General features: G+C 62.9%; 28 protein-coding genes and 1 pseudogene. 12 read left to right on the top strand and 17 right to left on the bottom strand.

Annotated features, from left to right (window positions below):
• Positions 1-280: 280 nt before the first annotated feature.
• Positions 281-826 carry a hypoxanthine phosphoribosyltransferase gene (gene hpt, locus BC360_RS05850; protein ID WP_065780840.1) on the bottom strand — a complete coding sequence of 182 codons (546 nt, stop codon included), beginning with the start codon at positions 824-826 and terminating at the stop codon, positions 281-283.
• A 63-nt stretch (positions 827-889) separates the two neighbouring features.
• The gene (locus BC360_RS05845) at positions 890-1,558 is read right to left on the bottom strand and encodes a hypothetical protein (RefSeq protein ID WP_065794572.1); all 669 of its coding nucleotides are present in this window, start codon (positions 1,556-1,558) and stop codon (positions 890-892) included.
• A gap of 296 nt (positions 1,559-1,854) precedes the next feature.
• Here BC360_RS05845 and ftsE point away from each other — a divergent pair, with 296 nt between their 5' ends.
• The 4 genes from ftsE (at position 1,855) to BC360_RS05825 (ending at position 5,247) form a co-directional block, all read left to right on the top strand.
• A complete protein-coding gene (gene ftsE, locus BC360_RS05840) occupies positions 1,855-2,514 on the top strand; it encodes a cell division ATP-binding protein FtsE (protein WP_063934108.1) in 660 nt (219 codons plus the stop codon).
• Between the two features lie 73 nt (positions 2,515-2,587).
• Complete coding sequence (locus BC360_RS05835) at positions 2,588-3,535, top strand: cell division protein FtsX (RefSeq protein WP_413813727.1); 948 nt, start codon at positions 2,588-2,590, stop codon at positions 3,533-3,535.
• Positions 3,536-3,631: 96 nt separating this feature from the next.
• Complete coding sequence (locus tag BC360_RS05830; RefSeq protein ID WP_065780843.1) at positions 3,632-4,330, top strand: YdcF family protein; 699 nt, start codon at positions 3,632-3,634, stop codon at positions 4,328-4,330.
• 125 nt (positions 4,331-4,455) lie between these two features.
• On the top strand, positions 4,456-5,247 hold the full coding sequence (locus BC360_RS05825) for a lysophospholipid acyltransferase family protein (RefSeq protein WP_065781112.1): 792 nt from the start codon (positions 4,456-4,458) through the stop codon (positions 5,245-5,247).
• A 53-nt stretch (positions 5,248-5,300) separates the two neighbouring features.
• Here BC360_RS05825 and BC360_RS05820 read toward each other — a convergent pair whose 3' ends face one another.
• Positions 5,301-5,864, bottom strand: a complete 564-nt coding sequence (locus tag BC360_RS05820) for a gamma-glutamylcyclotransferase (RefSeq protein WP_065780844.1) — start codon at positions 5,862-5,864, stop codon at positions 5,301-5,303.
• A 191-nt stretch (positions 5,865-6,055) separates the two neighbouring features.
• Between BC360_RS05820 and BC360_RS05815 the strand changes: the two genes are divergently transcribed.
• Positions 6,056-7,069, top strand: a complete 1,014-nt coding sequence (locus tag BC360_RS05815) for a DUF2125 domain-containing protein (protein ID WP_065794571.1) — start codon at positions 6,056-6,058, stop codon at positions 7,067-7,069.
• Positions 7,070-7,163: 94 nt separating this feature from the next.
• Here the strand turns inward: BC360_RS05815 and BC360_RS05810 are convergent, their stop codons facing one another.
• The 3 genes from BC360_RS05810 to BC360_RS05800 all read right to left on the bottom strand — a co-directional run bounded on the left by BC360_RS05810 (position 7,164) and on the right by BC360_RS05800 (position 10,152).
• Complete coding sequence (locus BC360_RS05810; protein ID WP_083222456.1) at positions 7,164-8,090, bottom strand: prephenate/arogenate dehydrogenase family protein; 927 nt, start codon at positions 8,088-8,090, stop codon at positions 7,164-7,166.
• Positions 8,087-9,193: a histidinol-phosphate transaminase gene (hisC, locus tag BC360_RS05805; RefSeq protein ID WP_065794569.1), complete on the bottom strand. Its 1,107-nt coding sequence runs from the start codon at positions 9,191-9,193 to the stop codon at positions 8,087-8,089. Before hisC ends, BC360_RS05810 begins: the two co-directional genes overlap by 4 nt.
• Before the next feature lie 194 nt (positions 9,194-9,387).
• On the bottom strand, positions 9,388-10,152 hold the full coding sequence (locus BC360_RS05800; RefSeq protein ID WP_413813726.1) for a class I SAM-dependent methyltransferase: 765 nt from the start codon (positions 10,150-10,152) through the stop codon (positions 9,388-9,390).
• Positions 10,153-10,335: 183 nt separating this feature from the next.
• On the opposite strand from BC360_RS05800, the gene gloB reads away from it, so the two are divergent.
• Positions 10,336-11,106, top strand: a complete 771-nt coding sequence (gene gloB / locus BC360_RS05795) for a hydroxyacylglutathione hydrolase (protein WP_065794568.1) — start codon at positions 10,336-10,338, stop codon at positions 11,104-11,106.
• A complete protein-coding gene (locus BC360_RS05790; RefSeq protein ID WP_065794567.1) occupies positions 11,106-11,549 on the top strand; it encodes a cupin domain-containing protein in 444 nt (147 codons plus the stop codon). The genes gloB and BC360_RS05790 overlap by 1 nt, the downstream gene beginning before the upstream one ends.
• A gap of 76 nt (positions 11,550-11,625) precedes the next feature.
• On the opposite strand, the gene BC360_RS05785 is transcribed toward BC360_RS05790, so the two are convergent.
• Together BC360_RS05785 and BC360_RS05780 are read right to left on the bottom strand one after the other, a co-directional pair.
• A complete protein-coding gene (locus BC360_RS05785) occupies positions 11,626-12,516 on the bottom strand; it encodes a DMT family transporter (protein ID WP_065780850.1) in 891 nt (296 codons plus the stop codon).
• 209 nt (positions 12,517-12,725) lie between these two features.
• Entirely contained in the window at positions 12,726-13,502 is a 777-nt protein-coding gene (locus tag BC360_RS05780) for a DUF3108 domain-containing protein (RefSeq protein ID WP_065780851.1), read from the bottom strand.
• Positions 13,503-13,891: 389 nt separating this feature from the next.
• Here BC360_RS05780 and rpmB point away from each other — a divergent pair, with 389 nt between their 5' ends.
• Both rpmB and BC360_RS05770 read left to right on the top strand, forming a co-directional pair.
• Positions 13,892-14,188 carry a 50S ribosomal protein L28 gene (rpmB, locus tag BC360_RS05775; protein WP_053249751.1) on the top strand — a complete coding sequence of 99 codons (297 nt, stop codon included), beginning with the start codon at positions 13,892-13,894 and terminating at the stop codon, positions 14,186-14,188.
• 153 nt (positions 14,189-14,341) lie between these two features.
• Positions 14,342-14,980 carry a VUT family protein gene (locus tag BC360_RS05770; RefSeq protein WP_065794566.1) on the top strand — a complete coding sequence of 213 codons (639 nt, stop codon included), beginning with the start codon at positions 14,342-14,344 and terminating at the stop codon, positions 14,978-14,980.
• Between the two features lie 47 nt (positions 14,981-15,027).
• Here BC360_RS05770 and BC360_RS05765 read toward each other — a convergent pair whose 3' ends face one another.
• The 6 genes and pseudogenes from BC360_RS05765 to BC360_RS05745 form a co-directional block, all read right to left on the bottom strand.
• Entirely contained in the window at positions 15,028-16,020 is a 993-nt protein-coding gene (locus BC360_RS05765; protein WP_065794565.1) for an esterase-like activity of phytase family protein, read from the bottom strand.
• Positions 16,021-16,128: 108 nt separating this feature from the next.
• Complete coding sequence (cobT, locus tag BC360_RS05760) at positions 16,129-18,024, bottom strand: cobaltochelatase subunit CobT (RefSeq protein ID WP_065780854.1); 1,896 nt, start codon at positions 18,022-18,024, stop codon at positions 16,129-16,131.
• The gene (locus BC360_RS05755; protein ID WP_139109927.1) at positions 18,021-18,257 is read right to left on the bottom strand and encodes a hypothetical protein; all 237 of its coding nucleotides are present in this window, start codon (positions 18,255-18,257) and stop codon (positions 18,021-18,023) included. The genes cobT and BC360_RS05755 overlap by 4 nt, the downstream gene beginning before the upstream one ends.
• Before the next feature lie 2 nt (positions 18,258-18,259).
• Positions 18,260-18,427: pseudogene (locus tag BC360_RS33095) on the bottom strand (hypothetical protein); the annotation flags it as partial.
• Positions 18,366-19,361: a cobaltochelatase subunit CobS gene (gene cobS, locus BC360_RS05750; RefSeq protein ID WP_065780855.1), complete on the bottom strand. Its 996-nt coding sequence runs from the start codon at positions 19,359-19,361 to the stop codon at positions 18,366-18,368. The gene cobS and the pseudogene BC360_RS33095, both read right to left, overlap by 62 nt.
• A gap of 74 nt (positions 19,362-19,435) precedes the next feature.
• Positions 19,436-20,071, bottom strand: a complete 636-nt coding sequence (locus tag BC360_RS05745) for a J domain-containing protein (RefSeq protein WP_065780856.1) — start codon at positions 20,069-20,071, stop codon at positions 19,436-19,438.
• 142 nt (positions 20,072-20,213) lie between these two features.
• Here BC360_RS05745 and BC360_RS05740 point away from each other — a divergent pair, with 142 nt between their 5' ends.
• Positions 20,214-20,495, top strand: coding sequence for a BolA family protein (locus tag BC360_RS05740; protein ID WP_065780857.1), 282 nt, complete (start codon positions 20,214-20,216; stop codon positions 20,493-20,495).
• Positions 20,496-20,498: 3 nt separating this feature from the next.
• Here the strand turns inward: BC360_RS05740 and BC360_RS05735 are convergent, their stop codons facing one another.
• Genes BC360_RS05735 through BC360_RS05725 form a run of 3 tightly spaced genes read right to left on the bottom strand, consistent with a single transcriptional unit; the run spans position 20,499 to position 23,519 of the window.
• Positions 20,499-21,806 (bottom strand): HlyC/CorC family transporter, encoded by a 1,308-nt coding sequence (locus BC360_RS05735; protein WP_065794563.1) that lies wholly within the window; start codon positions 21,804-21,806, stop codon positions 20,499-20,501.
• The gene (gene aroB / locus BC360_RS05730) at positions 21,803-22,936 is read right to left on the bottom strand and encodes a 3-dehydroquinate synthase (protein ID WP_065794590.1); all 1,134 of its coding nucleotides are present in this window, start codon (positions 22,934-22,936) and stop codon (positions 21,803-21,805) included. Before aroB ends, BC360_RS05735 begins: the two co-directional genes overlap by 4 nt.
• Positions 22,929-23,519, bottom strand: coding sequence for a shikimate kinase (locus tag BC360_RS05725; protein ID WP_065794562.1), 591 nt, complete (start codon positions 23,517-23,519; stop codon positions 22,929-22,931). The genes aroB and BC360_RS05725 overlap by 8 nt, the downstream gene beginning before the upstream one ends.
• Before the next feature lie 241 nt (positions 23,520-23,760).
• On the opposite strand from BC360_RS05725, the gene BC360_RS31330 reads away from it, so the two are divergent.
• Together BC360_RS31330 and xerD are read left to right on the top strand one after the other, a co-directional pair.
• Entirely contained in the window at positions 23,761-23,910 is a 150-nt protein-coding gene (locus BC360_RS31330; RefSeq protein ID WP_139109926.1) for a hypothetical protein, read from the top strand.
• Complete coding sequence (gene xerD / locus BC360_RS05720) at positions 23,907-24,869, top strand: site-specific tyrosine recombinase XerD (RefSeq protein ID WP_065780860.1); 963 nt, start codon at positions 23,907-23,909, stop codon at positions 24,867-24,869. The genes BC360_RS31330 and xerD overlap by 4 nt, the downstream gene beginning before the upstream one ends.
• Positions 24,870-24,871 lie beyond the last annotated feature (2 nt).

The following is a 24,871-nucleotide window of genomic DNA, read 5'->3' as shown; positions in this document are numbered from 1 at the left end:
GCGACGGCACGGCTCTATCGCGAAGAGACCGGCCCATTCCTATGGGTACGGCAACGCCCACGAGAAATGTGACGGCGGGCCGCAGCGGCACGCGGCGCCCTCAAGGGGCGACGCACGACACGACCTCAAACAACCAGCTTTTTCTTTGTGTTCGGTAAACGCCGGGCGGCTGGATTTCGGAATCCCTGTTACGACAGCTCTACTCCGAGCGGGCGAACGCGGCCCGGACGCCGTTACAGCGCCACAATCTCAAATGCCGCAGCGCAGCGCATTCTCACCGTTATTCGGCGTCGCCGGTCACCACGCCGACGAAAGGCAATTCGCGGAATGCATAGGCCACGTCCATGCCGTAACCGACGACGAAATGATCCGGGCATTCGAAGCCGACATAATCCGCCTCAAGCTCGACCTTGCGCTTGACGCGCTTGTCGAGCAGCACCGCGACGGTGACGTTGCGCGCGCCGCGCTCGTACATCAGTTCCTTGGCAAAGCGCAGGGTGCGCCCGGATTCCAGGATATCGTCGATCAGGAGCACGTCCCGGCCGTGCACGTCGCTGTCGATGTCCTTGATGATCTTCACGCCCTGCGAGACGGTCCCGAGCCCGTAGCTCGACAGCGTGATGAACTCGACTTCCGGTGCAAGGCCGGTATTGTGCATGGCGCGGATCAGATCTGCGGCAAAGATGAACGAGCCCTTCAGCACCGCGATCACCAGAAGGTCCTGGTGCGGACCGTTGACGATCATATCGGCAAGCTCGTTGTTGCGTGCGGCAATCGTCTCTGCCGTGTAAAGGGGCTCGATATTCTTTCCGCGAACGACGGGCATGCGGCTTCTCCAGCGTTTCATCCGGAAGACAAACGCCTTCCCTTTCGCGCCCGCTTAGCACAATCAGCGCACGGAGACACCGTTTTCGGCGAAAGAAACCTTCACCTCCGGCATTTTTCCACCTGCATATGGGAGCCTGGTGACAAAGCGGCGGCTCTCGCCGGGCGCGATGGCAGCCCCCTCCGGCATCAGCCGCGTGGCGGTGACCTTGCGGCCATTGCTGACCACATCCACCACGACCAACGGCAGGCGCTGCAGGGCGGAGGAGGAATTATCGATGGAGCCGTAGACCGAAAGCACCCGCATGCCGCCGGAATAATCGAGCGAAGCGGTCACATCGGTGATCGCCAGCGGCTCGCTCTCGACCCCGTCGCCGGTCGAAAGGGCAATGATCGCTGCAAAAGCCGCAAGGGCGAAGCCTGCGACAAGCCCGGCGAACTGGCGTGCCGGCATGGCGCGTAACCGTTTCTCGGCGAGAGACAAGAGGCGCCTCAGCGGGGATTGCTCGTCGCGAACGACCGTCAGGGTCGGGCCATGGCGTCTGGTTTGCTTCTGATTGTCGTTGAAAACAGGATAGGGATTGCGGCGGGCCGTCGCCGAAACGGTCTCGAACTCGGCATCGACATAGTCGACGCGGCGCGTTGCAGATGCACCTTCGCGCGGAACCCGGTCCGGTGGCAGCAGATCGGCATAGGCCGCAGCTCCAGCCGATTTCGTGCGGAATGCCTGCATCGCCTTTCCTCCTGGATCGCGGGCGGACCTGCCGTCCCTGCGAAACCATCGGGCAATGCGCCGATCCCGAGCGGTGCAAGAATCAGGGCATTGCATCAAATCTTTCCGACACGTAAACCGAAATGGTTAATGTTTCGGAAAGAGGCCGTGAAAGCGGCGTCTTTTCATGAAAAATTAACCGCTGCTTAACCATGGTTCCGCTGGCGGTTTTACCTTTCGGTGCTTGTCGTCCTATGCGCAGATGGCCGGCCCCCAAGCAAAAACTGCACGGGTCGTGAGAGAGACTGGGCCAGCCTTTGATTCATTTTGAGAACGTCGGACTGCGTTATGGTATGGGGCCGGAAATTCTCCGGGACCTGACCTTCGACATTCCGCGTCGGTCGTTCCAGTTCCTGACCGGACCTTCGGGTGCCGGCAAGACGACGCTCTTGCGCCTGCTCTTCCTCTCATTGCAACCGACGCGCGGCCTGATCCGCATGTTCGACCGCAACATTTCGTCGATCCCGCGCGAAGAGTTCCCGATGCTGCGCCGGCGCGTCGGCATCGTTTTCCAGGATTTTCGCCTCCTCGACCATCTGACGACCTATGAGAACGTCGCGCTTCCCTTACGGGTGCGCGGCAAGGACGAATCGAGCTACCGCGCCGACGTGCTGGAACTGCTGAAATGGGTCGGACTTGGCGAGCGCATCAACGTGCTGCCGCCGGTTCTGTCCGGTGGCGAGAAGCAGCGCGCGGCAATCGCCCGCGCCCTGATCGACCGCCCGGAAATCCTGCTTGCGGACGAGCCGACTGGCAACGTCGATCCGCCAATGGCCCGCCGCCTCTTGAACCTCTTTCTCGAGCTCAACCGGCTCGGCACCGCCGTGGTCATCGCCACCCACGATCTGTCCTTGATGGATCAGGTCGAGGCGCGGCGCATGATCCTTTCGCAGGGGCGGCTCGATATCTATGAGTGAGAGCCGCACCAAACGCACCCACGAGGTGCCTGAGCAGCAGCCGGAACCGCAGCAGCAGCCGCGCCGGACGGAGATGCGCGTGCGGCCGATGGGGCCCATCGTGCCGGCGACGAATGTGTCCGGCCACGCGCTGATGTGCGTGATCGCGATCATGTCGTTCCTGGCCTGCCTGACGCTTGGCGGTGTCAGCATGGTGCGCGCCACCGCGCAAAGCTGGCAGAGCCAGATTTCTCGCGAGATCACCATCCAGATCAAGCCGGACGACAATCTCGACATGGAAAAAGCGCTCGCCGACGCGCGCGATCTGGCCCTGACCTTCAGCGGCGCGACCGGCGGCAACATCGTCGACCGCGCGGCGACCGCCCGTCTGCTCGAGCCGTGGCTTGGAGAAGGCCTCGATCTCGACGAATTACCGGTGCCCCGGCTCGTCATCATCACCATCGACGAGAACAATCCGCCCGATTTCGCCGCCATGCGCAAGGCACTGACGGAGATCATCCCCCAGGCCTTCCTCGACGATCACCGCACTTGGGTCGACCGTCTGGTGGCGATGGCCAACACGACGGCGATGATCGGCACGGGCGTGCTCGTCCTCGTGTTCTCGACCATGGTGCTGACCGTCATCTTCGCCACGCGCGGCGCACTGTCTGGCAACCGCCATATCGTCGAAGTGCTGCACTTCGTCGGCGCCGAGGCCGGCTTCGTGGCATCGGAGTTCCAGAAGCACTTCCTGAGAATAAGCCTCAAGGGGGCCGGCGCCGGCGGCCTGCTCGCCGCGATCTTCTTTGCGCTTGCAGGCTACTGGCAATCCCGCACATTGGCGACGCCGGAAACGGACCAGGCGACCGCCCTTTTCGGCACATTCACCATCGGCTACAGTGGCTATCTCGGCATTATCGCCATCATGATCGTCATTGCCGTGTTGACGACGCTGACGGCGCGGCTCACGGTAACGCGCACGATCTACGAGATCGACCTGATCCGCTCCGACCCAGGACGTACGGATACATACCAAAGCTGACGCCCAGATGTTTCGCCTTTATTCGATCTATTCCTTGCCGCAATCTGGCGCTATCTGAAGAGAATCATGATGGCGCAAGGACTTCGCGGGAGCGGGATGGCCAGAGGAGGAAAATGGCAAGGCGGGGCCGAGCAGGAACGCCGACCCCGTGGTCCCTTGCGCAAAATTCTCCGGCGAATGTTCTTCATTCTGCTCGTGCCGTCTGCGATCGTTGTCGCAGCCTTCCTCAACTTCGCCGATACCGTCGCCTCCTTGCAGCCTCCGGCAAACCCGAAGGCGGAAGCGATCGTCGTCTTGACCGGCGGCTTTCAGCGCATCGATCAGGCGGTCGACCTCCTGAAGTCCGGGGCCGGCAAACGCTTGCTGATTTCGGGCGTCCACCCGGCGACCACAGGCAGCCAGATCCGCCGCAACACCCAAAGCTCGGCTGATCTCTTCAAGTGCTGCGTCGACATCGGTCACGAGGCAATCGACACGATCGGCAACGCGACCGAGGCCAGCCAATGGATCAGCGACCGAGGCTACAAGCGCGTACTGGTCGTGACCAACAACTACCACATGCCGCGAAGCCTGCTCGAGCTGCGCCGCGCCCGCCCGGAGACCGAATTCATCGCCTATCCCGTCGTCAATTCGGACCTCAAGACGACGAACTGGCTACGCAATCCGATGGTGCTGAAATCGATCCTGCTGGAGTTCGGCAAGTATTCCGTCGCCTCCGTGCGCGATATGGCGGGTGCCCGCCCGGCGACCGGCTTGCGCACCGTTCCCTCGCGTGCGACGCCGGCCGAAGAATAATCGCCGGCGCGCCTCGATCAGCAAAGTGAGAACGAGCGGTTTTCCTTCGGCGTTTATTCGTGTACGCAGCGATCCATCGGCCCACGGGCTGGATATCCCTGAACTCGCCTCTCGAGAGCCTGCTGATGATCGTCCTGCGTTCGGTCCTTTTCAATCTGGTCTTCTACGTCAATCTCATCCTGCAGATGATCGTCTTTACGCCGGCCTATTTTCTGGTGCCGAGAAAGATGGCGTGGTTCGTTCCGAAGAATTGGGCGCGCAGCAATCACTGGCTGTTCGAAAAGATGGTCGGCACGACCTTCGAGATCGAGGGCTTGGAAAACATTCCCAAGAGCGGCTACATCTTCGCGCCCAAGCACCAGTCGTTCTGGGATGTCTATGCGCTCCTGCCCTGGCTCAATGATCCCTTCTTCATTCTCAAGCGCGAACTGACCTGGATCCCGCTCTTCGGCTGGTACGTCAAGAAGCAGCGCATGGTGCCGGTGAATAGGGCCGCCCGTGGCCGTGCCATGACCGAGGTCATGGATCGCACCAAGCAGGAAATGGCTTCCGGTCGCGAGCTGATCATCTATCCCGAAGGCACCCGGCGACCGCCTGGCGCACCGCCGCACTACAAATACGGCATCGCCCGGCTCTATCGCGATCTCAATGTGCCTGTGGTGCCCGTCGCCATGCATCCCGGCCTGTTCTGGCCGCGCCGCAAGTTCCTGCGCTTCCCCGGTCATTTCAAGGTGCGCGTGCTGCCGCCGATCGAAGCGGGCCTCGATCCGGACGAGTTCCTCGCCAGGCTGGTCGAAGTGACCGAGGCTGCAAGTGACGAACTGCTGATCGAGACCGTCAGGAATAACCCGCATCTGCCGCTGCCGCCGACGGCAAAGCAGCGCCTGAACGAGCTGAAGGCGATGGGCCGCGGCTAGATCATCCCGCGCATCAATGTCGATCCCGGAAATTATGCAGCAAGTTTAAAGCGTTACAGCGTCCTTTGCGCGTCATATATGACGCGCGGCGCTGTAAGGGTCGCCACGACTTCTTCCAGCCAATGATCGCGAATGCCCATCTCCTTGAGGTGGGCGAGCGTGTTGAACACGTATTCGCTGTTCGGACCCGACTTTCCCGACGAGACGGCGACGATCGCCGCCGCCTCCGGGGCACTGAGCGTACCGGCATATTGCACATGGGCGCGATCGATGACGTAGGTCAGCGCCGGGACGCGCCGGCCGTCGGCGAGCTGCACCGGCATCGTCTTTTCCTTGTAGACATGCGTGACGAGCTCGCGCTCCCGCAGATAGTCGACCACCTCGGCCCTCTCTCTGCTGTCGACGCGAAACGCCGTCCCGATGCAGGAGCCGCCATAATCGAGCCCCAGCACGAGGCCTGGCCGCTGCTGCGTGCCGCGATGGACCCACGAGCGCACACAAAGCGACCGACGATAGCCAAATGCTCGCGCCGTCGATCTTTCCTCGAACCGGAAGCCCGGGTTCCACATCAGCGACCCGTAGCCAAAGACCCAAAATTCGTCCATATCCACTGTCATTCAATCCGCGCTGTCTGCTCATCGCCGAATCGTCGGCTCATCGGTGGTCAGCCACGTCGGTTTCTACGGGACAGCATCTCGGCACGGAAGAGACAAGTCGTTCCCGTGCATAGAATGAAAGATAATAAGCAGGATCGGCGGCGCCACCCGAAAGGCGGCCGCGATCTGAGTTTGGTGGAGTACGCGTTACCATGACCGCAACCGCAGTCGCCAATCCCTCGCCGGTCAGCCGGAAGTTTCGCTGGCTGATCGCCGGCATCGTGATCGTCTGCGGCGCCTATTCGGCCGCTTGGTTTGCCGCGGCCGATCAGGTCGAGAAGCGCTTGGCGACCTATCTTGCCAACGGACAGGCGACCGGGCTTGGCGGCGAGTGCACGAACATGGACGTGCGCGGCTTCCCCTTCCGCATCGGCCTCTTCTGCGACAAGGTCAATCTCGACGACAGCCGCCGCGGTGCCTCCGCCTCCTTCGGGGCGCTTCGAACCGCGGCACAGGTCTACCAGCCCGGCCATGCGATCATCGAGCTCGACGGTCCGGCGGAACTGCGCGTGTCGCCCGGCCTCAACGTCTCGGCCGACTGGACGCTGCTGCATGCGAGCGTCAGGGCAACGCTTTCCGGGCTCGACCGCAGCTCGCTCACCTATGACAACCTGACCGGCACCGTGCGCCTGCCGCTGACCGGCGACAGCTTCGGTTTCGGCGCCAGCCATGGCGAAATGCATCTGCGCCAGAACGGCAAGGACCTCGACGCGGCCTTGAGCGTCGACAAGCTCGATCTTCGCCCGGAAAACGGCGCGAGCTTCGCGCCGCCTGCCAATGTCGCCGCCGACCTCACCTTTGTCGACAAGGCGAGCTGGATGGGCTCGGGCATCCCCACACCGGCCATGCTGCGCGGCAGCAAGGGCGAACTGCGACAGATGACGCTTGACCTCGGCTCGGGCATGAACGCCAAGCTGTCTGGCCCCTTCTCGGTCAACGACCAGGGGCTGATTTCCGGTGAATTTTCGCTGACGATGACCAATATCGAGGCTTGGCGCACCAACCTGGTCACGCTGATCCCTGACGATGCGAACCTCGTCAACAACACCGCCAACATGCTGAAGGCGCTGGCCAACGGCAAGAACGAGGCGACGGTCAAGCTCAACGTGCGCGACGGCACCGCCTTCCTCGCCTTCATCCCGATCGGCGTGCTGCCGACACTCTGATCTGGTTGGAGCGAAAGCCGCTGACTGCATTCGCGAGAATAAAACGAGCCCGGGGCATGGATCATTCCACGCCCCGGGCCTTTTCGTTTTTCGGCTATTTCTGATCCATCGCATGACGGCCGAAGTCGGGCATGGCGGTGTCCTGGCCGGCCTGAATGATCGAGCGGCGGATGGCGCGGGTGCGGGTGAAGAGGTCGAACAGCTTCTCGCCGTCGCCCCAGCGGATCGCCCGCTGCAGATAGGCGAGGTCCTCGGAAAACCGCGACAGCATTTCCAGGATCGCGTCCTTGTTGTGCAGGCAGACGTCGCGCCACATGGTCGGGTCGGAAGCAGCAAGGCGGGTGAAGTCGCGAAAACCCGACGCGGAATATTTGATGACCTCGGATTCGGTCACCGCTTCCAGATCGTCGGCCGTGCCGACGATGTTATAGGCGATGATGTGCGGCAGATGCGAGACGATCGCCAGCACCTTGTCGTGGTGCTCGGCATCCATCTCCTCGACCATCGAGCCGAGCGTTTCCCAGAACAGCCGCAACCGCGCGATCGCCTCCTCGTCCTGGCCGGCGGGCGGCGTCAGGATGCACCAGCGGCCGCGGAAGAGGCCGACAAAGCCGGCATCGGGACCGGAATGCTCGGTGCCGGCGATCGGATGGCCGGGCACGAAATGAACCGTGTCGGGCAGATGCGGGGCCATCTGGGCGATGACCGAGCCCTTGGTCGAGCCGACATCGGTCACGATCGCGCCAGGCTTCAAGTGGGCGGCGATTTCCGCGGCTACCGCACCGGATGCGCCGACGGGCACCGACACGATGACGAGATCGGCGCCGCGCACCGCATCGGCAGCCGACAGCGTGTAGCGATCGCCAAGGCCGAGCGCTTCAGCGCGCGCAAGCGTCGCTTCGCTGCGGGTCGAGATCACCAGGGTGCCGGCGAGCTGCTTGTCGCGGATTTCCCGGGCGATCGATGAGCCGATGAGGCCGATGCCGATAAGCGCGATCGTTTCAAACTGCTGTGTCATCATTTCCGTCCCATGAATTCTGTCAGTGCCGCGATGACACCCTCGTTGGCTTCCTGCGAGCCGATGGTCATGCGCAAGGCATTGGGAAAGCCATAAGCCGCGATCGCGCGCAGGATGAAGCCGCGACGGGTGAGGAACGCGTCCGCATCGTGCGCGCGCTTGCCGTCCTCGTCCGGGAAGTGGATCAGCACGAAGTTGGTCACCGATGGCGTCACCCTGAGGCCGATCGCTTCCAGTGCATCGCTGACGCGGTCCAGCCAGACGAGGTTATGGTCGACCGCCTGTGCGACGAAGGCCTGATCGCGAACCGCAGCCGCTCCGGCCGCAATCGCCGCAGCATTGAGATTGAACGGCCCGCGGACGCGATCGACGGCGTCGATCACTTCCGGCGGCGCATACATCCAGCCGATGCGCAGGCCCGCGAGACCGTAGATCTTCGAGAAGGTTCGGGTCATGACGACATTGCGGTTGGCCGATACCAGCTCGAGCCCGGTCGCGTAATCGTTGCGGCGAACATATTCGGCATAGGCGGCATCGAGCACCAGAAGCACGCCCTCGGGCAGGCCCGCATGCAGGCGGCGAACTTCGTCGACCGGGATATAGGTGCCGGTCGGGTTCGCCGGGTTGGCGATGAACACGAGCTTCGTGCGCTCGGTCACTGCGGCCAGGATCGCATCGACGTCGACGGTGGCGTTCCTCTCCTTGACCGTGACCGGCGTGCCGCCGGCGGCCATGATCTGGATCTTGTAGACCAGGAACCCGTGCTCGGTGATGATGCCTTCGTCGCCGGGCGCCAGATAGGTGTGGCAAAGGAGGCCGAGCAACTCGTCCGAGCCGTTGCCGCACAGGATGTTTGCCGGGTTGAGCCCGTGCACGGCACCGATCGCCGCGCGCAGCGCCTGCGCCTGACCATCAGGGTAGCGCTCCAGGTTAAAAGCCGCAGCCTGAAAGGCCTCGATCGCCCTCGGGCTGGCGCCGAGCGGCGTCTCGTTGGAGGAGAGCTTGTGAACCTTGGCGACACCGGGCGCATGCTCCTTGCCGGGCACATAGGCGGCAATATCCAGAATGCCGGGGCGCGGCTGCGGGCTCTTCGAGGCAAGGCTCATCGGATCAGCTTTCTATTGCATGTGTCCTTAAATCGTCTCCGATTTAAGGACAAAAACATGCATTCATTAAAGTGCTATAGCGACCTTTGCGCGCCTGATAAGGCGCGCGGCGCTGTAGGCAGGAAATGAGGCCAAGCCAATACCGGCGCAATCGGCATTTGTCGAGGGTGGGCAAGCCCCACCGCAAGCGGTGGTCACGACTGAGCGCGCGGTCTCTCCCGGGTGCTGGGGATACCCTGCGGGGCCAGCACCGGCACGAACACGCGACGCGACGCGCGCGCGGCAACCGGCAACCCCTGATAAAGCCGCTTCTGCGCCTCCACCACGATCACGCCGGAAAAGACCGGCCAGAGCGACCGGCCAAGCCGCTCGAAGCCGCGGCGCAGGCGCAGGATCATCTTCAGCTTCGACGGCGGGAAGAACAGCGCCTCCGCCGATGCGCCGGGCGTAAAGTTCGTTTCGCGCAAGAGCGCCGTCAACTGACCCCGCGAATAGGGCCGGCCGGAACCAAACGGCGTATGCTCCATGCGCGCCCAGACGCCGCGGCGATTGGGCACGACGATCACCAGCCGGCCGCCCGGCGCCAGCACCCGCCAGATTTCCTTCATCGTCTCGCGCGGGCTTTCGGCAAATTCCAGTGAATGGACCATCAACACCCGGTCGATCGAGGCATCGGGCAGCGGCAGTTCCTCGTCGAACACCAGCGCCGTCGAGGACAGCTCGGCCACCGGCCAGTTCACCGCCCCCTGCCCCGCCGGCATGAAGGCGAAGGTCCGCTCGGTGTCCTTGCGAAAGCGTTCGAGATAGGGCACGGCATAGCCGAGCCCGACGAGCCGTTCCTCCGGCAGGCGCGCCCAGACCGAGGACAGCGCCATGGTCACGGACTGTTCCGCCATGCGGCCCAGTTCGGAATGATAGAATTCTCGGAGATCGACGATATCGGTGTGCATGCGCAACATGTTAGCCTTGAAGCGGTAGACTTCAAGGCAAGCCTCGCTACATTCGGCAGCAGTGACTGCAGTGCCGTGCGTCGAATATGACGCGCAACGGTCACTGCAGCGCTTTAAACACGCTGCATGATGTTGCCAAAGATCGATTCCGATCGAAAGATCATGCAGAAGAAGCCGATCGGAAGACATGCCATGGCCGCACTCGAACTCGACCTTTTCCTTTGCCGCACCGACAATTTCGGCGTGCTGCTGCACGACCCGGCAAGCGGCGCCACCGCGTCGATCGACGCGCCGGAGGAGCAGCCGATCCTGGAGGCGCTGGAGCGCCGGGGCTGGACGCTCACCCATATCCTCACCACCCATCACCATGGCGACCATGTCGCGGCCAACGTCGCGCTCAAGGATCGTTTCGGCGCCATCATCATCGGGCCGGCGGCAGAAGCGACAAAGATCCCGGGCATCGACAGGAGCGTGCGCCATGGCGAACGCTTCGACTTTGTCGGCCACCCGATCGAGGTCATCGAAACGCCCGGGCACACCGCCGGCCATATCTGTTTCCACTTTCCGGATGACAAGCTGCTCTTTGCAGCCGACACCCTGTTTGCGCTCGGCTGCGGCCGCCTGTTCGAGGGGACGGCGGAGACGATGTGGCAGTCGCTCAGCCGCCTGCTGGTCCTGCCCGACGACACGACGGTCTATTTCGGTCACGAATACACGCTGTCGAACGCCCATTTTGCCGTGACGATCGATCCCGACAATAGTGCGCTGAAGGAGCGTGCCGCCGAGATCGAGGAAACCCGCTGCGACGGCGGCTTTACTGCCCCCACGACGATCGGCCTTGAAAAGCGCACCAACCCGTTCCTGCGCGCCGCCGACGCGAAGATCCGCGCGCATCTCGGCATGGAAGGGGCGACCGACGCGGCCGTCTTTGCCGAAATCCGCAAGCGGAAGGATAATTTCTGATGGCGGCCGACCAGGAACTGACGCCCGCCGCCATCATCGAAATGCTCGGACTGACGCGCCATCCCGAAGGCGGCTGGTATGTGCAGACCTTTCGCGACGGGAGCGGCGGGCCGCGTGGCCACTCGACGGCGATCTACTATCTCCTGGAGCGCGGCGAGCGCTCGCACTGGCATCGGGTGCGCGATGCCGCCGAGATCTGGCATCACTATGCCGGCGCGCCGCTGGAACTGAGCATTGCCGCCGAAGGGGCGCCTGCAACGGTTCTGCGTCTCGGTCCCGGCATTCTGAACGGCGAGCGCCCGCAAGGGCTGGTGCCGCCCAACTGGTGGCAATCCGCCGTCTCGCTCGGCGACTGGACGCTTGTCGGCTGCACGGTGGCGCCGGGCTTCGATTTCTCCGTCTTCGAGATGGCGGCCCCCGACTGGGCGCCGCCTGCGAAATAGAGCATTTCCAGAAAAAGGGCGAAGCGGTTTTCCGTCAGGAAATGCGCAAGACCGCAGAGATAGAGCCGTTCCGCCGTTACTCTGCCGGCTGTACAGCCGTGCGGCCCCCACGGAAGATCATGTCCTTGGCTGCCAGCACGGCACCGCCCGTGACGAAGAGACACGCAGCCGCAATGCGCCAAGACGGTTCGGCAAAGCCGAACAGGATCAGGATCAGCGTCGACAGAACGGGGGCTGCGTAGCTGGCAACACCGAGCAGTTGGATATTGCCGTTCTTGACGCCGAAGTCCCAGGCATAGAAGGCAGCGCCTACCGGCAGCAGGCCAAGGCCCGCAACCGCCAGCCACTCGAACGTCGTTTCCGGCCAGACGGTCGTCTCGAGACCAAGATGGCAGAGGAAGGAAAGGATCGACGTCGCCAGGCAGAAGCCGGTGACGACATCGGTCGAGACCGCCTCGAGACGGCGCGTCAAAAGCGAATAGCCCGACCAGGTAAAGGCACACAGCAACGCGGCGCCGTAGCCCATGAGATAGGCGTCGTCGAAGGCGATGCCGTTGCGGGCGACGATCATGATCGTCCCCATCAGGCCCGCGAAGGCACCGGCAACGTGGTACCAGCGCAGCCGTTCGCCCGGCAAAAGGGCCGAGCCGACGACGATCAGCAGCGGCCAGAGATAGGCGATCAGGCCCGCCTCGACGGCCGGCGCGTTGCGAAGCGCGGTAAAGTAGAGAAAGTGATAGCCGAAAAGGCCGGCGATGCCGGTGATCCAGACCTTGGCCGGCTGTTTTAGAAGCGCGAGCCGCTCGGGCTTCAGCGCGAGAACGATCAGTCCGGGAAGACTGCCGATGAGGAAACAGATCGCCGACAACTGGAACGGCGGCATTTTACCCGACGCAGCGGTAAACAGCGCCAGAAGCGACCACATCAAAATGGCGGTCGCACCGATCAACGTTGCCCTGAACTTCATGTCTTATCCCCTCACACGGCCTCTTCGCGAAAACCGGCGCGGATAAAATCATGACTCGGTGCGAATTGTTAGAGCCTGATGCCGAAAAGTATAAGCGGTTTTCGGTCGAAATCACGCTCTACTTATTTGATTCTAGAGCGGATTCGGATTTCAGGTCGATTCGGCCTGAAATCATCCGGCTCTGGTGCCGTTGTCGCCGATCGATCGTTTCAACCGCCGAATCGCGTCGCCGAAACCGTCACGGGACCAAGCTTGGTCGGGATGCGCACATAGACAGGCGCATAGACATCGACGGCGTCCGACTTGGCAAACCAGATTTCCATGGTCTGCAGCCGCCTGAGATATTCGACGTCTTCGCGCCCCTTCTTGTAGCCCGCCTTCGGAACGAAGCGGATGCCGCAGACGATCGCCTCGCCGTCAAACCCCTTGGTCTTGAACGGCCTGGTCCCTTTCGCCGACAGCTTGATGTCCAGACGCGATTCGCCGTCGAAGATCGGCAGCGTGTTAGGGCAGACGCGGGCCTTCGCCGGAATGATGAGGCCGGACAGCGGATCGAGCACGTTGCGCATGTCGCGCGAGGTCACCGGTACCCAGTTCTTCGGTAGCGGCGTCCGTTTCGGATTCATGCTGGCATGCACGACGTTGCCGTTGGCGTAGGTGACGCTGATCGCCCGGCCCTTCTTGCCGCTGCGGTAGGACATCGAATATTCGTTGGCGCGCAGATGGTCGCGGCCGATGACGCCGGAAACACGGGTCTGGCCCGATGTCCGGCTGAAAATCTCGACGAGACCCGCCGAGTGCAGTGTTCCTGATATCGTGTAGCGATTCTTTTCAACCGCCGTATGGAACGACGCTCTCGCAAGCGGCAAACCGGCAAGCGAGATGCTGTAATCCGTTTGATGCTCGACATCCGCGGCAAGCGATGCTGTGGAAAACAATGCCGCCGACAGCAGCGCTACCGCGCGAGAACCGATGCGCAACTTCATACCTTCAGAGATCCATCACTCGAATGTCGTCGCAATGCCTTGGAATGCAGGCCGTTTGCGGCTTTTCTACGCCTTTTCCGAGAGATCCGGCCGTCGGGCCGCCGGGCGCGTCAGGCGCTCTCCTGCATCCACAAGACAACAGATAGCGCATAGTAAATCGGCTTGGAATGGCCTTCGCGAAGCATTATTGTGACCACGATCGAGCTTGCCTGATGCAGAAACGGCCGCGAGAAACGGTGGTTTTCCGAGAATGCAAGAGGTTTGGCTTGACGGGCGGGCCGTCTCTGACTATAGAACCGCAACTTTCCAATAATGGCCAACAGGAACGCGGCCTGGGCTCTGGGCCCGCTACCGCATCGTCCGGCGGCGATAAAGAGAATAGGTGTACCATGTCCCGTAGTTGCGAATTGACCGGCAAGGGCGTCCAGTCGGGCAACAATGTTAGCCATGCTAACAACAAGACCAAGCGCAAGTTCCTTCCGAACCTGTGCAACGTCACGCTGATTTCCGATGCTCTCGGCCAGCGCTTCCGCCTGCGCGTTTCCGCAGCGGCTCTCCGCTCGGTTGAACACCGCGGCGGCCTCGACGCTTTCCTCGTGAAGGCTGACGAGAACGAGCTGAGCATGCGCGCTCGCCTGCTGCGCCGTCAGATCGTCAAGAAGGCTGCTGAAGCAGCCGCCGCTTAATCGGCGCCAGCGTCTGTCTCTGACACGACTTAAAAAGGCTTGCAGGTTTATCCGGCAAGCCTTTTTCTCGTGTGTGATTTGAAGGTTTTCATCGGCCGGGCGCTTGAGTCCGGCTCCCGCTCTCCAACTGGTGGCATCTCCCAGGATAAAAAAATGCTGATCAACCGTACGTTCTTCGTTTATGTCGCGCTCATGACCCTGGTGGTCGTGGCCTCGAACTTCCTCGTTCAATACCCGCTGCCTGGCTCGATCGCCGGCATGCAGCTCGGCGACCTCCTGATCTGGGGCGCCTTCAGCTATCCCTTCGCGTTCCTCGTCACCGACCTGACCAACCGCCATTTCGGCCCGCGCATTGCCCGCCGTGTCGTCGTTGCCGGCTTCCTCGTGGCGATCGTTCTCTCCTTCTTCGCTGCGACGCCGCGCATCGCGATCGCCTCCGGCTCCGCCTTCCTGTTCGGTCAGCTCCTGGATATCTCGGTGTTCAACAAGCTCCGCCGCCAGAGCTGGTGGCGCGCGCCGCTGGCCGGCTCGCTGATCGGCTCGGCGCTCGACACCGCGATGTTCTTCTCCTTCGCCTTTGCACCGTTTTTCGTGTTCTTCGGTCCGAATGACAGTTTTGCGCTGGAGACGGCACCGCTACTCGGCATCCTTTCGACCGAGGCTCCGCGCTGGATCTCCTGGGCGCTCGGCGACCTGACGGTCAAGATCGTCTGCGGCATCGTCATGCTGCTGCCCTACGGTGCGCTGATGAGCGTGATCAAGCCCATGCCACCAGCCAAGGCCGCGGCCTGATATCATCTGAAACACGCGATCGATGACGGGGCCGAATGGCCCCGTTTTCATTTGATCAGGCGGAATTCCAGCATCAGATTGCGCTCGAGGATCGAGTGGTTGTCATCGGAAACGACGATGATGCGGACATCGCCATTGGGACCTGTGACAACGTCAAGGCCCTCCATGTTGTCGATCTGATAGCCCATGTCGGCTTCGAGAATGACGTCGCCGTCAACCACAGCGCCCGGCTGGATGCTTGCACCCGGGATACGGCGGATGCGCATGCCGAGGCCGGAGGCGAAGTTGAACCGCCGCTCCAGCAACAGGAGGTCGCCATCGGGCAGGAAAGCGCCGTCGGTGACCGCGTAGGGCTCGGTGCGGACAACCGCAAAGGCGCCCTTCATCGGGCCGTCGACAATGCCTGCAAGAAGATTGTCCGCCTGGTCGACGCTACGCTCGGACACGGTGACGGCAGCGCCGCCGAGCGGGCCATCCTTCGGTGAAATCGCCACGGTCTCGAGCCCGCCATTGTTGCGAAGCTCCGTCTTCGGGAACTGTAACGGCAGGCTGCCGATCGGCCTCGAGCCGGCTAAGGCCGGGTCCGGGTAGATATCGATGCGATGGGCCTGCTCGTAGCTGACGATCACCTCGCCTTCGCGCAGCGCCAGCCCCTCCGAATCCACCTTCCATTTCTCCAGCCCGACAGCACCGCTCCTGTCTGCCATCGGCGTCGCCGTCAGGTCCGTCAGGCCTGAAAGCCTGCCGTCAGCATCACGGGTCACGGCGCCCTCAAGCCAATGGCCCGTATCCATGACGGCGACGAACGAGGATCCATCTGTCCGGAAACGGATCGCCGAAACCGCGCCGAACAGCGCGTTGGGCGACGTCATCTCCAGTCCGCCGATGAATTCGAGCTGACCGAACCGCGTCTGGCTGGAGCCGACCTTGAAAGCGTCTATCTGCCGGCTGGCAATGGGCAGCGTCTCGCTGCCGCTGGCGGCCCACGCCACGCCAGTCGAGGCCAGCAGGGAAAGAACGAGGAGACCGCGGCCAAGCATCTGGGGGAGTTCCTTCGGGCGGGCAGGATAGGCAGGGAGGAGGCGGCAATGGTGGCCGCCTTGGGGATGAAACGGGGCGACGGAAGGCCGCCCCGGCTTCGCGAAAGATTATCCTGCGCGGCGCGTCCGCCCCGGACGGCGGCTCATGCTTTCGTCTTCGAACAGATCGGCAAGCTGCTCGGTCATCGCGCCAGCCAGTTCGTCCGCATCGACGATCGTCACGGCGCGGCGATAATAGCGCGTCACGTCGTGACCGATGCCGATCGCCAGCAGTTCGACCGGCGAGCGCGTCTCGATCTGCTCGATCACGGCGCGCAGGTGCCGCTCGAGATAGTTGCCCGGATTGACCGACAGCGTCGAATCGTCGACCGGCGCGCCATCCGAAATCATCATCAGGATGCGGCGCTGCTCGCGCCGGGCCATCAGGCGCTCATGCGCCCAGATCAGCGCCTCGCCGTCGATGTTTTCCTTGAGCAGGCCCTCACGCATCATCAGGCCGAGATTGCGGCGCGCGCGCCGCCACGGCGCATCGGCCGACTTGTAGATGATGTGGCGCAGGTCGTTGAGGCGGCCCGGCGATTGCGGCTTGCCGCCGGCCAGCCACTTCTCGCGCGATTGCCCGCCCTTCCAGGCCTTGGTGGTAAAGCCGAGGATCTCGACCTTGACGCCGCAGCGCTCCAGCGTGCGCGCCAGAATATCGGCGCAGGTCGCCGCAACCGTGATCGGCCGGCCACGCATCGAGCCGGAATTGTCGATCAGCAGGGTCACCACGGTGTCGCGGAAGTTCGTATCCTTCTCGCGCTTGAACGAGAGCGGCTGCATCGGGTCGATGACGATGCGCTGCAGGCGCGCGGTATCGAGATAGCCCTCTTCCAGGTCGAACTCCCAGGACCGGTTCTGCTGCGCCATCAGGCGGCGCTGCAGGCGGTTGGCAAGCCGGCCGACCGCACCCTGAAGATGCGAGAGCTGCTTGTCGAGGAAGGCGCGCAGGCGATCGAGCTCCGCCTCGTCGCAGAGTTCTTCCGACGCGATGGTCTCGTCGAACTCGCGGGTGAAGACGGTGTAGTCGACCTTTTCGTTGAAGTCGGCAAACGGCTGGTTCGGGCGCTTGACCTCGCCGGGCGTCTCGCTGTCCTCGTCACCCTCGTCCTGCAGGTCGTCGTCGGAAATCTCCGCGCCGTCCATCTCGCCTTCTTCCATCTGCTCTTCGGCAGCCTGGTTTTCGTCGGCGGGTGCCGCATCGTCGCCGGCTTCCTCGTCGCTGGCGTTCTCGTCCTGCTCCTGGCTGCGCGGCTGATCTTCGTCGGTCTCGCTTTCCTGCTCGTCCGGCTCGATGTCGTCGTCGCCGTATTTCTCGGCAACATCCATCGACGTCAGCATGTCGCGCACGACGCGGGCGAAGGCCTGCTGGTCGTTGAGCGCAGCCGAAAGATTGCGCATGTCGCCGGCGGCCTTTTCCTCGATGAAGTCGCGCCAGAGATCGAGCACCTTGCCGGCGGATGCCGGCGGCTTCTCGCCGGTCAGCTTCTCGCGCACCAGCAATGCCACGGCCTCACCCAGCGGCGCATCGGCCTGCTTGCTGATCGCGCCGAAGTTGGCCTTGGAATATTTCTCCTCGAGCATCGAGTTGAGGTTCTTGGCAACGCCCTCCATGCGCAGCGAGCCGATCGCTTCGACCCGCGCCTGCTCGACGGCGTCGAAGATCACCCGTGCGTCAGCGCCCTGCGGCGACATCGTCGCGTGGATGCGCGCGTCATGACAGGCCTTGCGCAGCGCCATGCTGTCGCCGAGGCCGCGTGTCACGGCGAGCTCCTGCCGCGTCGGCCGCTTGGATATTTCAGGCAGCCGGATGCGCTCGCCGGCAATGCCCGGCCGCTCGTTGGCAAAGGCCACCTCCACCTCGGCATCGCCAGCGATCGATCGGATGCAGCCGGAAAGCGCCCGCTTGAACGGTTCGGCAGCATTTTCGCGCGTGGTCGGCTTTGCCTTGGAGTTCGAGCTCACGAGAGTTCCTTCTTCAGCCAGATGCGGTGAAATCCCGGCGGGAAATCATCGAGTTTGCCATAAACGTCGTAACCCAGCTTCTGATAGAAGCCGTCGCCCTGGAAGCTAAACGTGTCGACATAGATGTAGCGGGCGCCGCGGCTTGCGGCGACTGCCTCGACACGCGCAACGAGCTCGCGCCCGTGCCGGACCCTCTCAGCGCCTCGTCTACCCAGAGCAGTTCGATGAAGCACCAGTTCCACGCGGTGTAGGCGACGATGCCGCCCACGATCTCGTCGCCGTCGTCACGCAGCGAAATAGCGAAGCGCCGGAGCGCCCTTCGCCTCCGCCCCTGCCATGGCTCAGGCGGTGGCTTCCAGTACGATATTGGCGGCGCTCTCCTTGAGCTCGACGCCGAAAGCACGCTGGTAATGCTCGGCGACCAGCGCCCGCTCCAGCTCGTCGCACTTGTTGAGGAAGGTCACGCGGAAGGCAAAGGCGATATCGCCGAAGATATAGGCGTTCTCGGCCCAGGTGATGACCGTACGCGGGCTCATCACCGTCGACAGGTCGCCATTGATGAAGGCGGCGCGGGTAAGATCCGCAACGCGCACCATCTTGGAAACGGTCTCGCGGCCCTTGTCGGCGGTAAAGCCCTTGACCTTGGCGGCAACGATGTCGACTTCCTTGTCATGCGCCAGGTAGTTGAGCGTCGTGACGATCGACCAGCGGTCCATCTGCGCCTGGTTGATCTGCTGCGTGCCGTGGTAGAGGCCGGTGGTATCGCCGAGACCGACGGTGTTGGCGGTCGCAAACAGGCGGAACGCCGGGTGCGGGCGAATGACGCGGCTCTGGTCGAGCAGTGTCAGGCGACCGGAGGATTCCAGCACGCGCTGGATGACGAACATCACGTCCGGGCGGCCGGCATCGTATTCGTCGAAGACGAGCGCGACATTGTGCTGGTAGGCCCAGGGCAGAATGCCGTCCTTGAACTCGGTGACCTGCAGACCGTCCTTGACGACGATCGCGTCCTTGCCGACGAGATCGATACGGCTGACATGGCTGTCGAGGTTGACGCGCACGCACGGCCAGTTGAGGCGCGCTGCGACCTGCTCGATGTGGGTGGACTTACCGGTACCGTGATAGCCCGAGACCATCACGCGTCGGTTGTGGGCAAAGCCTGCGAGAATGGCGAGCGTGGTTTCGCGGTCGAAGAGGTAGTCCGGATCGAGATCCGGCACGTAGGCGTCGGCCTTCGTGTAGGCGGGAACGCGCAAATCCGTGTCAATGCCGAAAACCTCCCGAACCGATACGGTCGTGTCGGGGAGGTTGGAAATATCGAGGTCAATCTTGCTCATCATGTCTCCAGAGCGGCCACCGGACGGCACCCGCGCATTCGCCTGCAAAAGTGCTTCTGTAATAATCCGCGTTGTTAGCAGAAACCAGCCTGTTTTAACAATTGGTAGGCTTGAATTACTGCGCGAAAACGCTCCTCCGATCCCCTGTCCCCGCCATTGGCGTCCGGGTGGTGTTTCTTGACCAGATCCTTGTAGGCCGCCTTGATATCGCTGGCGCTCGCCGAGGCACCGAGGCCGAGCGTCTCATAGGCCTTGGCTTCGAGCGTTTTCAGCTTGCGCTGGCGTGGCTCGGGACGGCCGGCGCGCGCCTTTGCCTCGCTGACGAAACCGAAGGGATCACGCATGCGCGCCTGCGCCCCGGCCGAGCCTGAACGGGTCTGCGATTGGGTCGGGCTATTCTTGGCATTCTTGTTGACGCCGACGGTCCAGGTCGGACGATGTCCGGTCACCGCTTCCTTCTGGTAGCGCGCGACCTCGCTGTCGGAGAGGCCGGAGAAGTAGTTGTAGCCTTTGTTGTATTCTTTCACATGCTCGAAGCAGAACATGAAATACTGCCCCTCGGCATTGCGGCCGACGGGTGCGCGATGAACGCCCTTCTTGTCGCAGCCGTCCCACTGACAGGTGGGGGCGGCCGGCTCTGCGCGCGGCTCGACCTTGCGCCGTGTCCGAATGCGATCGAAGTATTTTGAATCGAGTCTCATGGTGCTCATTATGGGCGTTGGCCGGGGCCACAACAAGAATTGACAAAGCGGAATGTTGCTGGCTTTGTGCGGGCATTTTGCGCCGCCAAGGCCGCGCTGCGGACCCGACCAACACAAGGGCACCCAGCAACCAAGGAAATGGGACGGAAGAATGTCGCTGCGGGACACGATCGAACAGAAATTGACCGACGCCTTTCATCCCGAGCGGCTGGCGGTGATCAACGAAAGCCACCTGCACGCGGGCCATCAGCCGGACTTCGACGGCGGCGGCGAAACCCATATGCGCATCCGCATCGTTGCCGAGGCCTTTGCCGGCATGAGCCGGGTGGCGCGCCATCGCGCCATCAACGACCTGTTGAAGCCGGAACTCGACGCCGGCCTGCACGCGCTGGCGGTCGAGCCGGCGGCACCCGGCGAGCCGACGCGCTGGTAGCCATCAGGCGATCGGCGTCTGGTCGTCGGCCGGACGGATCCTGAGTTTCGTGATCCGGTTCTTCACCCGCTTCATCACGATGAAGCGCTTGCCGTGGAAGGTGAAGGCCTGACGCTCCTCCGGGATGCTTTTCGACTCGTGGATCACCAGACCGGCGACCGTCGTCGCCTCTTCGTCGGGCAGCGACCAGTCGAGCGCGCGGTTGAGGTCGCGGATCGGCACCGAGCCATCGACCACGATCGAACCGTCGGCCTCCTGGCGAACGCCCTGGATATCAAGATCGTGCTCGTCGGCGATATCACCGACAATCTCCTCCAGAATATCCTCAAGCGTCACCAGCCCTTGAACCTGGCCGTATTCGTCGACGACGATGGCAAGATGCAGCTTGCGGCGCAGGAAGGCGTTGAGCTGGTCCTTGAGATTGGTCGTGTCGGGAACGAACCAGGGTTTCTGCGCGATCTTGACGATGTCGAGGTTTTCGGGCTCGACGTCCGGTTCCGCAAGCGCGCGCAGCAGATCCTTGGAGTGCACCACCCCGATGATGTTGTCGGTGGCGCCCCGCCACAAGGGCAGGCGCGTGAACGGGCTTTGCAGGATATCGCGCACGCAGATCTCCGGCGGATCGTCGGCGTTGATCGCCCGCATGTTGGTGCGGTGGATCATGATGTCGGAGATCTCGAGTTCCCCGAGATCGAGCACGCCGCCGAGCCGATCCCGGTCGGCCTTGATGACCGAGCCTTCGCGGTGCAGCAGGTCGACTGCGCCGCGCAGTTCGTCATGCGCCGAAAGCATCGACATCTCGGAGGAAAGATTGACGCCGAACAGCGACAGGATGCGGCGCACGATGCCGTTGACGAGGCTCGACAGCGGTCCGGCCACGGCGACGAAGGGACGGACGACCGGCGCCACCGTCAGCGCGAAGCGATCCGGCGACGCGATCGCCCAGCTCTTCGGCAGCACTTCGGAGAAAATCACCAAAAGCACGGTCATGACGACCGTGGCGATCGCCACGCCCGAATTGCCGAGCAGGCCGATCAACAGGCTCGTCGCCAGGGACGAGGCAAGAATGTTGACGAGATTGTTGCCGATCAGAAGCGCGCCGATCAGCCTGTCGCGGCGCTCGATCAGGCGATTGACGATGCCCGCCCGCTCGTCGCCATTGTTCTCAAGCGAATGCATGCGCGAGCGCGAAGCCGCGGTCAGCGCCGTCTCGGAGCCCGAGAAGAAGGCGGAAAACAACAGCAGGCAGAAGACCGCGACAATCGACAGCCAGTATTCCGCCAGAAACGCCAGGAATGCTTCGCCGGTCATTGCGGGTGCTTTTCCCTCAGGAAGCCCAGGACCTCGGAGGCCGGCACGTCGTCGGCGACGAAGGACTGGCCGATGCCCCGGGTCAGGATGAAGGTGAGCTTGCCGCCCTTGACCTTCTTGTCCTGGGCGATCGCGTCCATCAGCTTTTCGGCCGGCGGCAGGCGGCCGGGGATTTCGGACATGCGCGTCGGCAGGCCGACGGCTCTCAAATGCGCTTCGACCCGGGTCGCATCGTCGGCGCTCGCCAGGTTCATGCGCGTTGAGAACTGGTGCGCCAGCACCATGCCGATCGCCACGCCTTCGCCATGCACCAGCCGTGCACTGTCGTATTCGGTGGCGGCCTCCAGCGCGTGGCCAAAGGTGTGGCCGAGATTGAGCAGCGCACGCTGGCCGTTCTCCCGCTCGTCCGCCGCCACCACATCGGCCTTGGCCTGGCAACTGACCGCGATCGCCTCGATGCGCGCCGCCCCACCGGAAAACACCGCCTGCCAGTTCTTCTCCAGCCAGGCGAAGAAGTCCGGCTTGTCGATCAGGCCGTATTTCGCAACTTCGGCATAGCCGGCGCGGAACTCGCGCGGGCTCAGCGTGTCGAGCACGTCCGTGTCGGCGAGCACCAGATCCGGCTGGTGGAAGACACCGATCAGGTTCTTGCCGTGCGGCGAATTGATGCCGGTCTTGCCGCCGACCGAGGAATCGACCTGCGCCAGCAACGATGTCGGGATCTGGATGAAGCGCGAGCCGCGACGCACGATGCCGGCCGCAAAGCCGGTCAGGTCGCCGATGACACCGCCGCCGAGCGCGATCACCGCGTCGTTGCGCTCGATCCGGGCGCCAAGCACCGTCTCGCAGACCGGGATGAGATGCTCGAAGCTTTTGGTCTTCTCGCCGGCGGGCAGCACCAACGACACGCCCTCGATATCCCTGTCCTTGAGGCTTGCCATCAACTGATCGAGATAGCGAGGCGCCACGTTCTCGTCGGTGATGACGGCCACCTTGCGCCCCTTGAGGCGCGACGCGATCTCGCCGCCCGCGGCAGCGATCAGCCCCGGGCCGATCAGAATGTCATAGGAACGATCGCCGAGATCGACACGAACCTTGCGCTCGGCGGCGGGCATCACATGGCTATTCATCATTTGGCACTTTCCGGAAATCTATGACGGCGGTGAGAACCTCCTCCACCATCGTCTCCTTGTTCACATCGCGCGACAATACCGTCAGATCGGCTTCCGCGTAGATCGGGTAACGGGCGCGCATCAGGTTTTCGAGGGTCTGCTTGGGGTTCTCGGTCTTCAAGAGCGGTCGCGTGTCGCGCTTGTTGACCCGCTCCCAGAGCACGTCCAGTTCGGCGTTGAGCCAGATCGTCAGGCCGCCGCGCTTGATCTGGCGCCGCGATCGCTCGTTGATATAGGCGCCGCCGCCGGTGGAAACGACACGGGGGCCGGTGCGCAGCAGGCGTTTCAACACACGCGCTTCCAGCGCCCGAAACTCGTCCTCGCCGTAGCGGGTAAAAAGATCGCTGATCGTCATACGCGAGACGCGCTCGATCTCGTGGTCGGAATCGACGAAGGGAATGCCGAGCGCCTGCGCCGTAAGCCGGCCGATCGCCGATTTGCCGGCACCCATCAGGCCGATGAAAACGAGATTGCGTTTACCGAGCGCAAGCTTCGCCCGTTCGGCAAGCGTCGCGGAAACCGGTTCGATCACGTCGTTCATTGGACTTCTTATTCCCCATTCCCTTCCGGTATCGACAAATCGGGGTGGAGCGTCAAGCCGTCGCGCGCGTCCGTGCATGCTTCTTGAACTTGGCGAAAGGGGCGTACATATAGATCGAGCATCCGCCAAACTGTGGCGCGTCCGGTCCGACGCGCACAAGGTTGCTGTAGCACATTCAACGGCTGCATGATTTTATCCTTAAATTCGCTCCGGTTTAAGGAACCATGCAGAGGAGACTGAAATGCCCACCCTCTTCCGGTTCCTGTTTTTCTGCGGCATCATCGCCGGGCTGATCTACGGCACGATGATCGCGCTCGTCACCTTCGTCGAACCGGTCGAGCGGGACGTGACCGTGAAGATCCCCTCCGAACGGGTCAACAAGACCCAATGAGCGATCTTTCCGCGGCACATGTCGAGGCCTTCCTCGAAATGATGAGCGCCGAACGCGGCGCCGCCGTCAACACGCTGCAATCCTACGAGCGCGATCTGGACGACGCATTGTCCCACATGCGCAGCCGAGGAACGGGGCTCACGAGCGCCGCAACCGACGATCTCCGGCATTATCTCGCCCATCTGGCGGGCCAAGGCTTCAAGCCGTCCTCGCAGGCGCGGCGGCTGTCGGCGCTCAGGCAGTTCTACAAGTTCCTCTATGCCGAGGGCCTGCGCGGCGACGACCCGACAGGCATCCTCGATGCGCCGAAAAAGGGCAGAAGCCTGCCGAAGACGCTGAGCGTCGACGACGTTTCACGGCTGATCGGCCGGGCCGAGACCGAAGCCGAGGCCACGACAGACGGGTCGGAGCGGCTTTCCAAGCTGCGCATGCATGCGTTGATGGAGCTTCTCTACGCGACCGGCATGCGCGTCAGCGAACTGGTGTCGCTGCCGGCAAGCGTGCTGGCACAGAACGGGCGCTTTCTTGTCATCCGCGGCAAGGGCAACAAGGAACGACTGGTGCCGCTGTCCCAGGCGGCGATCCGCGCGATGCGGCTTTACGGTGCGGCTCTGGCTGAAGAGTCTGCGAAAGCGGACAAGGTTGAGCGCGAAAGCCCGTGGTTGTTTCCGTCGTCTGCAAAGGCAGGTTTTCTCCCCCGCCAGGTCTTTGCCCGCGACCTGAAATCGCTGGCTGCGCGTGCCGGTATCCGCGTGGCGACAATCTCCCCGCATGTGCTGCGTCATGCCTTCGCCAGCCACCTGCTTGCCAACGGCGCCGACCTCCGTGCCGTGCAGGAACTACTGGGTCACTCGGACATTTCCACGACACAAATCTATACACATGTTCTGGAAGAACGGCTGCACGACCTCGTGCAAAACCATCACCCTCTTGCCAAACAGGCGAAAAAACAGGATTAGGA

It is taken from the genome of Ensifer sp. LC163, assembly GCF_001695855.1.
In the GTDB taxonomy this organism is placed as follows: Bacteria; Pseudomonadota; Alphaproteobacteria; order Rhizobiales; family Rhizobiaceae; genus Ensifer.
Note: the sequence above shows the minus strand (reverse complement) of the source record. Positions and strands in the feature narration are given on the sequence as shown.

Coding starts and splice junctions, on each gene's coding strand:
- hpt (WP_065780840.1), bottom strand. CDS start 826: ATGCCCGTCGTTCGCGGAAAGAATATCGAGCCCCTTTACACGGCAGAG.
- BC360_RS05845 (WP_065794572.1), bottom strand. CDS start 1,558: ATGCAGGCATTCCGCACGAAATCGGCTGGAGCTGCGGCCTATGCCGAT.
- BC360_RS05835 (WP_413813727.1), top strand. CDS start 2,588: ATGCGCGTGCGGCCGATGGGGCCCATCGTGCCGGCGACGAATGTGTCC.
- BC360_RS05830 (WP_065780843.1), top strand. CDS start 3,632: ATGGCCAGAGGAGGAAAATGGCAAGGCGGGGCCGAGCAGGAACGCCGA.
- BC360_RS05825 (WP_065781112.1), top strand. CDS start 4,456: ATGATCGTCCTGCGTTCGGTCCTTTTCAATCTGGTCTTCTACGTCAAT.
- BC360_RS05820 (WP_065780844.1), bottom strand. CDS start 5,864: ATGACAGTGGATATGGACGAATTTTGGGTCTTTGGCTACGGGTCGCTG.
- BC360_RS05815 (WP_065794571.1), top strand. CDS start 6,056: ATGACCGCAACCGCAGTCGCCAATCCCTCGCCGGTCAGCCGGAAGTTT.
- BC360_RS05810 (WP_083222456.1), bottom strand. CDS start 8,090: ATGATGACACAGCAGTTTGAAACGATCGCGCTTATCGGCATCGGCCTC.
- hisC (WP_065794569.1), bottom strand. CDS start 9,193: ATGAGCCTTGCCTCGAAGAGCCCGCAGCCGCGCCCCGGCATTCTGGAT.
- BC360_RS05800 (WP_413813726.1), bottom strand. CDS start 10,152: ATGTTGCGCATGCACACCGATATCGTCGATCTCCGAGAATTCTATCAT.
- gloB (WP_065794568.1), top strand. CDS start 10,336: ATGGCCGCACTCGAACTCGACCTTTTCCTTTGCCGCACCGACAATTTC.
- BC360_RS05790 (WP_065794567.1), top strand. CDS start 11,106: ATGGCGGCCGACCAGGAACTGACGCCCGCCGCCATCATCGAAATGCTC.
- BC360_RS05785 (WP_065780850.1), bottom strand. CDS start 12,516: ATGAAGTTCAGGGCAACGTTGATCGGTGCGACCGCCATTTTGATGTGG.
- BC360_RS05780 (WP_065780851.1), bottom strand. CDS start 13,502: ATGAAGTTGCGCATCGGTTCTCGCGCGGTAGCGCTGCTGTCGGCGGCA.
- rpmB (WP_053249751.1), top strand. CDS start 13,892: ATGTCCCGTAGTTGCGAATTGACCGGCAAGGGCGTCCAGTCGGGCAAC.
- BC360_RS05770 (WP_065794566.1), top strand. CDS start 14,342: ATGCTGATCAACCGTACGTTCTTCGTTTATGTCGCGCTCATGACCCTG.
- BC360_RS05765 (WP_065794565.1), bottom strand. CDS start 16,020: ATGCTTGGCCGCGGTCTCCTCGTTCTTTCCCTGCTGGCCTCGACTGGC.
- cobS (WP_065780855.1), bottom strand. CDS start 19,361: ATGAGCAAGATTGACCTCGATATTTCCAACCTCCCCGACACGACCGTA.
- BC360_RS05745 (WP_065780856.1), bottom strand. CDS start 20,071: ATGAGCACCATGAGACTCGATTCAAAATACTTCGATCGCATTCGGACA.
- BC360_RS05740 (WP_065780857.1), top strand. CDS start 20,214: ATGTCGCTGCGGGACACGATCGAACAGAAATTGACCGACGCCTTTCAT.
- BC360_RS05735 (WP_065794563.1), bottom strand. CDS start 21,806: ATGACCGGCGAAGCATTCCTGGCGTTTCTGGCGGAATACTGGCTGTCG.
- aroB (WP_065794590.1), bottom strand. CDS start 22,936: ATGAATAGCCATGTGATGCCCGCCGCCGAGCGCAAGGTTCGTGTCGAT.
- BC360_RS05725 (WP_065794562.1), bottom strand. CDS start 23,519: ATGAACGACGTGATCGAACCGGTTTCCGCGACGCTTGCCGAACGGGCG.
- BC360_RS31330 (WP_139109926.1), top strand. CDS start 23,761: ATGCCCACCCTCTTCCGGTTCCTGTTTTTCTGCGGCATCATCGCCGGG.
- xerD (WP_065780860.1), top strand. CDS start 23,907: ATGAGCGATCTTTCCGCGGCACATGTCGAGGCCTTCCTCGAAATGATG.